The sequence below is a fragment of the Paenibacillus sp. 01T431 genome, from assembly GCF_056398625.1.
Window position 1 is genome coordinate 125,175 of sequence record NZ_JBFTPT010000010.1, and the last position, 12,146, is coordinate 137,320.

11 protein-coding genes are annotated in these 12,146 nt (G+C 45.2%); 8 read left to right on the forward strand and 3 right to left on the reverse strand.

Going from position 1 to position 12,146, the window contains the following annotated elements; all coding sequences use genetic code 11:
* Positions 1-193 precede the first annotated feature (193 nt).
* The 5 genes from AC1DM9_RS19245 to AC1DM9_RS19265 all read left to right on the forward strand — a co-directional run bounded on the left by AC1DM9_RS19245 (position 194) and on the right by AC1DM9_RS19265 (position 5,535).
* Positions 194-976 (forward strand): glycosyltransferase family 2 protein, encoded by a 783-nt coding sequence (locus tag AC1DM9_RS19245; protein WP_339205426.1) that lies wholly within the window; start codon positions 194-196, stop codon positions 974-976.
* 51 nt (positions 977-1,027) lie between these two features.
* A complete protein-coding gene (locus AC1DM9_RS19250; RefSeq protein WP_054025487.1) occupies positions 1,028-1,372 on the forward strand; it encodes a DUF2304 domain-containing protein in 345 nt (114 codons plus the stop codon).
* On the forward strand, positions 1,372-1,716 hold the full coding sequence (locus AC1DM9_RS19255; RefSeq protein WP_339205425.1) for an EamA family transporter: 345 nt from the start codon (positions 1,372-1,374) through the stop codon (positions 1,714-1,716). The genes AC1DM9_RS19250 and AC1DM9_RS19255 overlap by 1 nt, the downstream gene beginning before the upstream one ends.
* A 32-nt stretch (positions 1,717-1,748) precedes the next feature.
* Positions 1,749-3,011, forward strand: a complete 1,263-nt coding sequence (locus tag AC1DM9_RS19260) for a phospholipid carrier-dependent glycosyltransferase (protein ID WP_477581664.1) — start codon at positions 1,749-1,751, stop codon at positions 3,009-3,011.
* Positions 3,012-3,150: 139 nt separating this feature from the next.
* Entirely contained in the window at positions 3,151-5,535 is a 2,385-nt protein-coding gene (locus AC1DM9_RS19265; protein WP_477581666.1) for a YcdB/YcdC domain-containing protein, read from the forward strand.
* A 93-nt stretch (positions 5,536-5,628) separates the two neighbouring features.
* Here the strand turns inward: AC1DM9_RS19265 and AC1DM9_RS19270 are convergent, their stop codons facing one another.
* On the reverse strand, positions 5,629-5,772 hold the full coding sequence (locus AC1DM9_RS19270; RefSeq protein ID WP_477581668.1) for a hypothetical protein: 144 nt from the start codon (positions 5,770-5,772) through the stop codon (positions 5,629-5,631).
* Positions 5,773-6,123: 351 nt separating this feature from the next.
* On the opposite strand from AC1DM9_RS19270, the gene ychF reads away from it, so the two are divergent.
* From ychF to prmC, 3 genes are all read left to right on the forward strand, one after another.
* Positions 6,124-7,224: a redox-regulated ATPase YchF gene (gene ychF / locus AC1DM9_RS19275; RefSeq protein ID WP_477581670.1), complete on the forward strand. Its 1,101-nt coding sequence runs from the start codon at positions 6,124-6,126 to the stop codon at positions 7,222-7,224.
* 239 nt (positions 7,225-7,463) lie between these two features.
* On the forward strand, positions 7,464-8,534 hold the full coding sequence (prfA, locus tag AC1DM9_RS19280) for a peptide chain release factor 1 (RefSeq protein ID WP_076266276.1): 1,071 nt from the start codon (positions 7,464-7,466) through the stop codon (positions 8,532-8,534).
* Between the two features lie 239 nt (positions 8,535-8,773).
* Complete coding sequence (gene prmC / locus AC1DM9_RS19285) at positions 8,774-9,724, forward strand: peptide chain release factor N(5)-glutamine methyltransferase (protein ID WP_477581672.1); 951 nt, start codon at positions 8,774-8,776, stop codon at positions 9,722-9,724.
* Between the two features lie 873 nt (positions 9,725-10,597).
* Here prmC and AC1DM9_RS19290 read toward each other — a convergent pair.
* Together AC1DM9_RS19290 and AC1DM9_RS19295 are read right to left on the reverse strand one after the other, a co-directional pair.
* On the reverse strand, positions 10,598-11,035 hold the full coding sequence (locus tag AC1DM9_RS19290; protein ID WP_339205421.1) for a carboxymuconolactone decarboxylase family protein: 438 nt from the start codon (positions 11,033-11,035) through the stop codon (positions 10,598-10,600).
* Between the two features lie 158 nt (positions 11,036-11,193).
* Complete coding sequence (locus AC1DM9_RS19295) at positions 11,194-12,066, reverse strand: RNA polymerase sigma-70 factor (RefSeq protein ID WP_477581673.1); 873 nt, start codon at positions 12,064-12,066, stop codon at positions 11,194-11,196.
* Positions 12,067-12,146: the final 80 nt, after the last annotated feature.

The following is a 12,146-nucleotide window of genomic DNA, read 5'->3' on the forward strand; positions in this document are numbered from 1 at the left end:
TTTCAGTAAGATAATATTGGTATAAAAGGTACTAAGTGTGAATGTAAAATTCGACCTAATTAAGCAAATGTTAAGGAAATAATAAGCGTTTATACCAACCTTATCTGTTGCTTTATACTAATTTAGTTAGTAGAATTAAAAATAATTGTACGCAGCAGCGTGCCCTAACTTTGATTTATGGAGTGGTGATGTAGTGAACGCAGTCAGTACGAAAAAGGACAAAACGGTTACCGGAGAGTCCCTGCGGCAAGGTATGACATCTTCAAAAATTTTGATCATTATTCCGGCTTATAATGAAGAGCACAGCATAAGCCATGTGATACATGATGTGAAGACACATTGCCCATCTGCTCATATTCTGGTCATTAATGATGGCTCCAAAGACCGTACACGTGAAGTAGCTGAAGCGAATGGTGCTTCTGTTATTACACTTCCGACCAATTTGGGCATCGGCGGAGCTATGCAAACGGGATATCGTTATGCCCACCGCTATGACTATGATGTTGCCGTTCAAGTGGATGGCGACGGTCAGCATAAGGCGGAGCAGCTTCATTTGATTTTGGACCCCGTGCTTAGCGGGAAAGCGGATTTGGCGATTGGTTCACGTTTTATTGAACAAACCGGCTTCTTGTCCTCTGCAACGCGCAGAGTCGGTATCAAGATTTTATCTACTATTGTTACTGCAATGACACGCAAACGTGTGCTGGACGTTACCTCAGGGTTCCGCGCTGCAAATAAACGTGCGATTGCTGTATTCCAAAGCGATTATGCGACAGACTATCCAGAAGTGGATTCCATCGTGCTCATTCATCGCAGCGGATTGCGTACAAGCGAGGTAGCTGTCGTGATGGAAGCACGTACAGGCGGTACGTCATCAATAAATGCGATGCGTTCGGTTTATTATATGGTTAAGGTAACATTGTCGCTATTCATTCGCAGCTTGAAAGCAACGAAGCCAGTCGAGGTTCAATCTTAGAAAAATGTTTACGATGAGAGTTTGCTCTGCAAACTTTAAGGAGGATACACCATGCAAGCCTTGTGGATTATCACAAGTGTGGTTTTTTTGTTCGTGCTGATTATGTTGATTAACCGGAGATTGCTCCGTGAGCAGTATTCAATGCTCTGGCTGTTGTTTGGTGTAGTGATGCTGATTTTGTCCGTACGCGTCCAGATTATTGATACGCTGGCCCACGCGATTGGTATCGCTTATGCGCCGGCATTGCTTTTTCTAGTCGGAATTTTATTTTGTATTATGCTTATTTTGCATCTTACAGTCATTGTATCCAAATTGTCGGAGAAGGTTATTCGTCTTACACAAGAGCTTGGAATTTTACATCACGAGCTGCATGAGCGCAAAAGGTCGGATTCATAATGGCATATATCATATTGTTTCTTAATATTTTGCTGCTTGTTTCTGGCCAGTTATTGTGGAAAACAGGAATGAACAAAATGGATACGGCGAAAGGCGACACATGGGTATCGTTATTGTGGTCGCCTCATATATGGTCAGGACTTGTTTTGTACGGAATTGCTACCGTTCTTTGGTTGTACGTACTCAAGAAGCTGCCGCTTAGCCTTGCCTATCCGCTGCAAAGCTTGGCTTATGTAATAGCGCTGGTTGCAGCTGTATTTATATTTAACGAATCGGTACCGCTGCAGCGCTGGATAGGCGCAGCTATTATTTTGGCGGGTGTAATTGTACTCGCTTGGAAATAAGCCGCTTTCAACATTGGGGAGGATCAATTTACGTGGTGGAATGGGTTAGGAAAAACAAAGCATGGACGATAGCGATCGTTCTTATTTTTATGCTTGCCTTGTGGCTGAGGGTTGATTTTCTTACATCGGTCAAACATAACATTTCACATGATTCGAAGTATTACGATGAGATGGTGCACCGGTTGCTTGATGAAGGCATTTACGCCTACAAGGAAGAGGTTCCAAATGCAAGGGTAACACCGGGTTATCCACTTTTTATGACGGGTATGTATCTGGTGGCTGATCAAATCGGCGTAGAGCCGTTCCCTCTTATTCGCTGGGTACAGGTGTTAATTAGCATGGCTACACTCATTATCATTTATATGATTGCGTTGCAGGCAACAAGAAACAAATGGGTGGCAATTGTAGCGTTTTTTATTAGTGCAATTTATCATCCCTTTATTTGGGCAAATGGAGCAGTTCTCACAGAAACGCTCGCATTATTTCTCTTAATGGCCTATCTGTCTATGCAGTTATATGCCTTTCGTACCGAACGAAAGCGTGATGCTGCGCTAGCGGGTATCTTGTTAGGCCTGACAGTACTTGTCAGGGCGGAATTTCTACCGATTTTTGTTCCTATGTACGGAGTGTTTTTGCTTCAGAAATGGTACAAGAAGAAATCGGGTGTGCAGACCGAGGTCATATCCAAATGGGCTATTTTCAAAAAAGTTCTATTAATGGGTGTTATTACGGGGCTCTGCCTATCTGCTACGATGCTTCCTTGGTGGATAAGGAATGTCGTTTCATTAAATGAGTTTGTATTGACTGCTTCACAGTCCAATCCGTTCAAAGCGGGTACTTATCCGAATAAAGATTATACAGACAAGATCGTTGATCCAACGGGATTGACGCAGGATGAGGTCGCTTGGGCGCGCATCAAAGCAGGCTTCACGCAGCAAACCTGGAAATATGTAAAATGGTATACGGTAGGAAAGCTTAAATATACTTATACGCATATGTTCTTCGGCTCGGGACATGCTCCTTTGTACCATGCTTATCCGAAGGTAGCATACTTACATGTACTGATTATATACAGCACGATTATTCCTCTGCTTGCGCTTATATGGAGATGGAGACATCCTGCAGCCATGCTGGCGGTGGTCATCTTCGTCATGACGATGATTAGGCTTGTGTTCGTACCGGAATATCGATATAACTTTACCGTTATGCCCCTGTTTATTATATTGTTCTCTTGGCTCGGTATTTATATTTTGCAAAAAATATGGGCATATATTGAACGTAGAAAAACGGCGTAGCAGCTTTAACTGTATATTGTAAAAGACTGCCTAAAGGACAAGCGCCTTGGGCAGTCTTTTTTCGCTTATTGTGCAACTTCCGCAATGTATGGCGCGTCTAATTTATGAATAAATTGGAAAAGCATTGGAGGGTGAAGCAGTGAGGATCAATCATCGAAAGAGGCTTGCGGTAGTGCTATCAACAGCGATGCTTATGAGTATGTTGCCAGCAACGGCATTTGCTGAAAGCTCAAACAAGCCAGCAGTGACGAATGCAGCAGCAAATGCCGTGCCATCGTCGGAAGGAGACATCATGAAAGAAGGATTTGCAGCTCCAGTTGATGTAGCAATAACGAAAGAGAAAGCGGAAGCACTAGCGAGGCAGTATGTAAGCATTCCGAAGGAGTATGTCCTCCAAGGAGCTAGTCTTAATATGGAAGTGATGGCTAGCGGCAAACGCAATGCTTGGGGACTGGATTTCGTGAAAAAGGTGAACGGCAAGCACCTGGGAAGCATCTACGTTCGTATTCATGCGGATAAAGGTCAGCTTCTGGAGTTCAACTCTTATACCGATAACCCATCTGCCAAACCAACGTATCCGCTTAAGGTTGAACGTGATGCCGCTCAGCAGATTGCGCTCCAATTCATAGATAAAATCGCAGCTGATTATAAAGGACAAATTCAGTACAATCCTGACTATGGTGTTCAACTGCGTCCACCGCTAACGGGTGAGGTTGTGCATTCCATTCGTTATGATCGGTTGGTGAATGACATACCCTATGTAGATAACTACATAGAGCTTGAAGTGGATAGTGAGGGGCATGTCCGAAGATTTTCCTTGCAGTGGGATGATACAATTATTTTCCCGAAAGTAGATGCAAAGCTGTCTGCAGCAGAGGCAAATGAAAAGCTGCGAGCAGCAGCAGCTCCACTGTTAGCTTATATCGTGCCTTACAATATGCAGGGAAAAAGAAAACCTTTGCTTAGTTATGAGCTTCAGCCTATATCGATCGATGCGGTGACTGGCCAGCTAAAGGATCAGTCGAGAGACAGTTATTTTAGAGCGGGAACGATATCGGAAACACCTATATCCGAGAAACCTTTAGGCGAAAAGCCGAAGGCGGGGGCAGTTACCGAGAAGCAAGCGATAGATGCGGTAAAAGCTGCTTTTGCGCTGCCGGCAGGGGTGGAGATGAATGGTTCCAACTACAGTGAAAATAGCAATGAGAGCACAGGTGAAACCGAAGCTTATTGGCAGCTGAATTGGACAGTGAAAAAGGATGGCAAGGAAGTGGGCTCAGCTTCAGCTTCCGTTAACGGTCGCACTGGAGAGGTTCGCCATTTCAATACGTATATGTATAACGAACAAAGTCAATCAGGCGGGACAAAGGTGACGCTAGAGCAAGCGACTACAGCAGCGGTAGAGGCAATTAAGAAACGTCTGCCATGGCTAACGGATGAGCTATATCTGGTCAAACCTGATCCGAAGCAATATGAGGGGATTGTCGCAGGGCAGCCTAGTCAATACTATTTCAATTTTGTACACAAAATCTATGGCGCAGTGGTTGAATATGACAACATTAACTTGTCGATACATTCAAGCACTGGGGAAGTTGTAAATTACGATGCTAATTTGTCGAACTTTGAATATCCAGCTGAGGCTCCTGCCTTGATTAAGAAGGAGCAGGCAGTTGACAGCTGGCTGAATTATTACCGAACACAGCTTACGTATCGGCTTGTGCAAAGCTTCACATGGAACGGGCAGCCTATTCCAATTGAGAAATATAAGTTGATGATTGCTTCAGGTGAAATAAGAGGCGACGAAGTGGATAGAAAGACAGAAGCAGAACTAGTTTACCAATTAGTGCCTAAGCTTATGGATGAGTCTGTGTTCCTCGATGCAGTGACGGGCGGCTGGCGAAATCGGGAAACAGGTGATGTCACACAGCTCGAGAAGCCAAAGGCTAAGGATATTGATGGACACTTTGCACAGCGTCAGCTTGAACTAATGGTTGCATACAAAGCGCTTGATGTGAAGGATGGTCTTGTGCGTCCCAATGAGGCAGTTACACGTGGAGAGCTGATTAAAATGCTGGTGCTAGCGCGCAGCAGCGGAGTATCACCTCTCTCGATGTCTTTCAGTAATCAACTTGGTGGTAAAGCCTCATTTAATGATGTAGCTGCGGATTCCAGCTATTTCGTTTATGTTGAAAGTGCATTGGAACAAAATTTGATAGATGTTGGGGATGGCTCCTTTAACCCTAGCGGTAAAGTATCCCGTGATGAGATGGCGGAGCTGATCGTGCGAGCACTTGGTTATAACGCGCTTGCGAATTATGATCATATTTTTAAAGCCTCGTTTAAAGATTCGGATCAGATCCAGAATAAGGGGCAGGCAGCCATTGTTGTAGGTCTCAAAATTATGAGCTTATCGGATGGCAAGTTTTTGCCTAAGAAACAAGTGACGCGAGGCGAAGCATCGGTAGCGTTTTTCCGTTACCTTCAATCGCGCGCAGAGCTGCAAGAAGCGCCGCTTCGGATGTAATGTATTCTTAATACAAGAAACCTGGATTCTACAAGTGGATGATACGCTTGCAGAACCCAGGTTTTTTATAGATAAGGGCTCGGAAGTTATCCTTTAATCCGTTTTCTTCTTTTTCGAGGTAAAATTTGTTACTGATTTCGTATCCTTAATGGTATCATTTACGAATGCCATATCTTGATTTTTGGCTTTCATATTCGTCGTTCCTTTGTAATTACCCTTATGAGTCTGATTTTCCATAAGCTTGCCTCCTCAAATTTTAGGTGCTTGTGCGCACAGCTTAAGCCAGCGCCAACATAGTATTTCCGCAGCGCGGCTTATCATTCTCAGAAGTGACTATCTTGCGGCGAGGCTCAAATACAATATCGTTTAGGGGTATAAAACGAGTTAAAAACAAACGTCTGTTCAAATGCAGGGTTTTATAGGTTTTCACAACTTACAATGCTTTTATCGATCAGAAAACCGTCTTCATTTGCCAAGGAAGCCATCAAATGCCGTTTAGGCTTAACGGATGGCACTTTCAAAGTAGGTGACGCTGGGGTATAATAGCTGGAGTTGTTTACTTTCGGGAAAATAGGGGTGTCTTATAGCATGGCATTGAAAGCAGGAATAGTAGGTTTGCCCAACGTCGGCAAATCAACATTGTTTAACGCAATTACGCAAGCAGGAGCAGAATCTGCCAATTATCCTTTTTGTACAATAGATCCTAACGTTGGTGTTGTTGAAGTACCGGATGAGCGTTTGGACAAGCTGGTTGAGCTCGTTGTTCCTAAGAGCATCGTGCCTACAGCGTTTGAGTTTGTCGATATTGCCGGCTTGGTTGCTGGTGCAAGCAAAGGCGAAGGATTGGGCAATAAATTTTTGGCGCATATCCGCGAGGTAGACGCCATTGTTCATGTGGTTCGCTGCTTCCAAGATGATAACATTACTCATGTATCTGGCAAGGTTGATCCAATTAGCGATATTCAAACGATTAATTTGGAGCTTATTTTGGCGGATATTGATTCGGTTGATAAAAAGATTGAACGCTCCCGTAAAAACCTTAAGGGCGGAGACAAAAAAGTTGTTCAAGAAATCGAAGTGCTTGAACGCATCAAGGAAGCGTTGTACAACGATAAGCCTGCTCGCAGCCTTGAGCTGAGCGATGATGAGAAGCTGCTTGTTCGTGATTTGCATTTGCTGACAATGAAGACGGTATTGTATGCCGCTAACGTGAGCGAAGACGAGGTTTCAAATTCAGACGGCAATGAGTACGTACAAAAAGTACGCGAATTCGCAGCTGCTGAAGGTGCTGAAGTTGTGCCAATCAGCGCGAAGGTTGAAGCTGAGATTGCTGAGCTTGAAGGCGAAGATAAAGAAATGTTCCTTGAGGAGCTTGGCATGTCGGAGTCGGGCTTGAACCGTTTGATCAGTGCAGCTTACAAGCTTCTTGGCCTATACACTTACTTTACAGCCGGTGTACAAGAGGTTCGCGCATGGACGATTCGCAGTGGAACAAAAGCGCCGCAGGCGGCTGGCGTTATTCATACCGATTTCGAACGTGGATTCATTCGTGCTGAGGTTGTTTCCTTTACAGATCTTGCAGCTGCGGGTTCGATGGTAGCGGCTCGTGAGAAGGGGCAAGTTCGTCTTGAGGGCAAAGAATATGTCGTTCGTGATGGCGATGTTATCCATTTCCGTTTTAACGTGTAAATATTAGGGGAATAATAGAGCCCTGTAAGTGCAGCTTTGCGCTTACAGGGTTTTGTTGCAATCAGGATTCATGCTGGATGCTCAGTAACCAATGGCGGTTGCCTGGCATATGAAGATTGAAGCGGTTCGTAAAAATGGGCATGATTAGCTGGCTGTAAATCGAAACCAGCAGTCGATAGAAACTCGATGATATGGTATAATGAACATTATCCTAATGGAATAAACAGAGGTGAATGATCGTGTTTGACCGTTTACAAGCACTCGCAGACCGGTATGAGAAGCTGAGTGAGCTATTGTGTGATCCAGATGTATCCAGTGATCCCAAGCGGCTTAGAGAGCTTTCCAAGGAGCAGTCGGATTTACAAGAGGCATATGATGCCTTTACGGAATATAAACAAGTTACCGAGCAGCTGGACGACGCTAAGCTAATGCAAGCTGAGAAACTCGATGACGAAATGCGTGAAATGGTTAAAATGGAAATCGACGAATTGAGCAAACGCCAAGCTGAGCTTGATGAGCAAATTCGTATCGTTCTATTGCCGAAGGACCCTAATGATGACAAGAACGTTATTGTCGAAATTCGTGGTGCGGCTGGCGGAGACGAAGCAGCATTGTTCGCATATGAGTTATATCGTATGTATACAAAGTTTGCTGATGCACAAGGCTGGCGTGTAGAGCTAATGGATTTCAGTGAGAACGACGTTGGCGGATTTAAAGAGGTAATCTTTATGATTACGGGCAAAGGCGCGTACAGCAAGATGAAATTCGAAAGCGGCGCTCATCGCGTACAACGGATTCCAGTAACGGAATCAGGCGGCCGTATTCATACATCAACATCTACGGTAGCTGTTATGCCTGAGGTTGAAGATGTGGAGATTGAAATTTTCGACAAGGATATTCGCGTGGATACGTTCTGTTCCAGTGGAGCGGGCGGTCAATCCGTTAATACGACGAAATCCGCGGTACGTGTATTGCACGTTCCAACCGGCATTATGGCGACTTGCCAAGATGGCAAATCACAGAATGAGAACAAAGCGAAGGCACTTGCCGTGCTTCGTGCACGTATCTCTGATGTTCGCCGTCAAGAGGAAGAAGCAAAGTATGCGGGCGAGCGTAAGAGCAAGGTTGGAACGGGAGATCGCAGCGAACGTATTCGCACATACAATTTCCCGCAAAGCCGTGTAACGGATCACCGTATCGGATTAACGCTTCATAAGCTGGATTCAGTGATGAACGGCGATTTGACAGAGGTTATTTCCTCCCTGACGATCGCAGAGCAAGCTGATCTTATGGAACGTGAAATGGCTTAACAAATTTGCGCTGGGTCGCTGGTTGCTTACAATAAGCAATCAGTGGTCTGGCGTTTTGTTCCGTTTGGGGAAGCGAAGGCAAGGCAAGTGGTCGTGTGGAGCACATAAATAGATTGGACATGGCAGTGAATTATAGTCAAATGTGCTGTTAGCAGTGAGGCAGTAATAGCAAAAGAGTGGCTATAGTTGCTGCATGAAGGAGAAGGAAGTTACTTTAAAGTGGGAAGGGCGATACAGGGATGAGCAAGCATTCGGAGGAGCAATGGTTTGTTGCGCCATTAACATTGCGGCAAGCTTGCATGCAAGCGACAGCGATTTTGCAATCGGAAGCGGTGGAAGAACCGCGCAACAATGCAGAGCTTCTGCTCATGCATTTGCTGAATATGGATCGAGCGGCATTGCTGCGTGATGGCAGTGATTTATTTCCTGCAGAGCGGTTAGCAGAATGGGAAGGCCTCATACGTCGTAAGGCTGCTGGGGAGCCTGTTCAATATATTATAGGTGAGCAATGGTTTTATGGGCGGCCATTTACAGTCTCGCCTGCTGTGCTCATTCCGCGTCCGGAAACAGAGCTGCTCGTCGAGGCTGTGCTTGAAGCAGCTGATCTTATTTGGCCCCCTGCGCTGATTGCAGGGGATATGCAGCCGCCGACGATTGTCGACGTCGGCACAGGCAGCGGCGCCATCGCCGTGACGCTAGCTTCGCAGCGTCACGCATGGCGCGTATGCGCGTCCGATCTATCGCCGGACGCGCTGGCAGTCGCCCGCACGAACGCGATCCGCCATGAGGCGGCGGATCGGTTGACATTCGTGCAGGGCGACCTGCTCATGCCATTTGTACATGGGCATGAGCAGGGTGAACTGCAGCACGGCGAGCTTCGCATCGACGTGCTTGTATCCAATCCGCCGTATATACCGGCGGCGGATATGTTAGAGCTGCAGCGCGAAGTTCGCGACTATGAGCCGCATCTCGCGCTGGAAGGCGGGCTGGACGGGTTGATCCCGTACCGGCGCATGCTGGAGCAGCTTCCGCTGCTCGCGCAGATGCCTCGCATCGTCGCATTCGAGCTCGGCATGGGCCAGCCTCGCATCGTTGCCGACATGATGCGCGAAATGTCGCAATGGGACGACATTCGAATCATCAGTGACTACGCTGGAATCGAGCGCCATGTCATTGCAACGAGGAGTTAACTTCGCTTGCAGCAAAAGAGGCTTCCCCAAAAGTAGATTTATCTACTTCGGGAAAGCCTCTATTTCATTTAAAGCAGCCATTTTCAAGCAGCAGCCTGACTGGGCTCAGTAAAATAAATCTATTTTCTAGATTTTTTTCGCTGGAGCATGTCACTTAGCGCTTTATTGCGGGTGATGAACAAACATAAGCCTAAATTCTATTCTATTTTCGAGAAAAGGGCTCCTTTGACGGAAATAAGCCTGTTTTTTAGTCTTATTTTTACTGGAACGCATCATTTAGTGCTTTTTTGTAGTTCATGAGCAAACATAAGCCTACTTTCTAGCTCTATTTTCGAGAATAGGGCTCCTTTGACGGAAATAGGCCTACTTTTTAGACTTATTTTCGCTCAAACACATCATTTACCGCTTTTTTGTAGCTCATGAGCAAAAATAAGCCTACTTTCTAGCCCTATTTTCGAGAAAATGGCTCCTTTGACGAAAATAAGCCTACATTCTAGCTCTATTTTCCAGAAGGGAGTTACTTTGACGGAAATAAACCTATATTCTAGACTTATTTTCGCTGAAACGCATCATTTAGCGCTTTTCTGTAGGCTACGAGCAAACATAAGCCTACTTTTTAGACTTATTTTCGCTCTAAAGCATCATTTACCGCTTTTTTGTATGTGATTCGCAAAAATAAGCCTAAATTCTAGATCTATTTTCGAGAAAACGGCTCCTTTGACGGAAATAAGCCTATATTCTAGACCTATTTTCACTGGAAAGCATCATTTAGCGCTTTTCTGTAGACTATGAGCAAACATAAGCCTACATTCTAGATCCATTTCCGCTGTAACCCATCACATAGCGCTTTTTTTCGATTTTAGCCGCTCACACTTATTCCGGCATCATACCGGTGCTTATCGCAAGACGGTTCCACCCGTTGATCGTAATAATAGCCATAATAATTTCGCCAACTTGTTTGCTCTCGAAATATCGGGCAACCTCTTCATATACCGCATCAGGTACATGCTCCTTCGTAATGACTGTGACAGCCTCCGTCAAAGCGAGTACCGCTCGCTCCTCCTTCGTAAAGTAAGGCGTATCGCGCCAAGCGCTCAATGCATAAATCCGCTGCTCAGTCTCACCCAAGCTTCTAGCGTCCTTCGTGTGCATATTAATGCAGAATGCACAGCCATTTATTTGCGATGCGCGAATTTTAATCAATTCTAGCAGCTGCTTGTCGATGCTCGTAGTGCCTAGGTATTTTTCCAATCCGCTCATTGCCTGATATGCAGCAGGTATTTCTTTTGCTATTTGGACTCTTTCTGTCATGTTCCTCATTCTCCTCTATGTTCTAATTATTTGCTTTCATCCTCTAAGACAAAACACAGTTATCGGTTGTGACAGAAGGTTGAATTTTTTTTTTTATTTAGACGTCCTTGTTTAGTCATCCGGTGTTCGAAATTGGCGGTTCGTAAATTTTCAGATGGTCATTCGATCCGAATATGCTTCAGCTTATCAGGGTTCAACATGACATAAATCCGCTCCACCTTCTGCCCTTCCTCATCGAGCCGAAAGCTGATCACACTTCTTGGCATACCGGCTTGGTTAACGATGACACCAGCTTGTCCGTTCACGTCAGCGAATTGATGGCCATCTCCCAAGAAGGTCTTCGGAATAACACCCTTCAAAAAGGCGATGACTCTTTCTCTGCTAATAATAGCGAAAATAGCTGCACGTACCTTGCCTCCTCCATCGGAGACAAGTATCGCTTCTTCGGACAAAAGAGAAATCAACTTCTCGAAATTTCCAGAGGAAGCTGCTTCCATGAAGGCAACAGCGAGGGTCTCGGCTTTATCCGTGTTCATGGGAAGCATCGACCTATCTTCCTGAAGCTTCTCTTTGGCTCGGCTGTATATTTTACGACAGTTTGCTGTCGTTTTATGTAAGCATGAAGCAATATCCTCATAATCGTATTGAAGCGATTCTCTTAAAATAAACACAGCCCGCTCAACGGCTGTGAGCTGCTCAAGCATGACAAGCAGCGCGTAGGAAATCTCTTCATGCTCCGCATAAATTTCAGCAGGGTCTTGTTTTACGGTGCTGACGTCTGGTTCGGGCAGCCACTGTCCAACATATACTTCTTTTCTTTTGCGAGCGGATTGGCTGAGATTGATCGAGCGGTTAGTGAGCATTCGAACGAGATAGGCCTTCTCATTTTTAATTTCACTAGGGTCCAAAAGGCTGTAGTCTGCAAACACATCCTGGACCAAATCCTCGGCCTCGCTGAATGTGCCAAGCATCCGATAAGCAATGGAATGGAGCAGCGGTCGATACGCTGCATAAGTATTTTGGAAATCCATTCTTCATCCATCCTTCTCATTTATTGAAAATAGTATAACTTGCTAGAAGAGCGTCTGCGATAAGATAAAAAATAGATAGA

Excerpts from the sequence above, each read along its gene's own strand:
- AC1DM9_RS19250 (WP_054025487.1), top strand. The coding sequence starts at position 1,028 with ATGCAAGCCTTGTGGATTATCACAAGTGTGGTTTTTTTGTTCGTGCTG.
- AC1DM9_RS19255 (WP_339205425.1), top strand. The coding sequence starts at position 1,372 with ATGGCATATATCATATTGTTTCTTAATATTTTGCTGCTTGTTTCTGGC.
- AC1DM9_RS19270 (WP_477581668.1), bottom strand. The coding sequence starts at position 5,772 with ATGGAAAATCAGACTCATAAGGGTAATTACAAAGGAACGACGAATATG.
- ychF (WP_477581670.1), top strand. The coding sequence starts at position 6,124 with ATGGCATTGAAAGCAGGAATAGTAGGTTTGCCCAACGTCGGCAAATCA.
- prmC (WP_477581672.1), top strand. The coding sequence starts at position 8,774 with ATGAGCAAGCATTCGGAGGAGCAATGGTTTGTTGCGCCATTAACATTG.
- AC1DM9_RS19290 (WP_339205421.1), bottom strand. The coding sequence starts at position 11,035 with ATGACAGAAAGAGTCCAAATAGCAAAAGAAATACCTGCTGCATATCAG.
- AC1DM9_RS19295 (WP_477581673.1), bottom strand. The coding sequence starts at position 12,066 with ATGGATTTCCAAAATACTTATGCAGCGTATCGACCGCTGCTCCATTCC.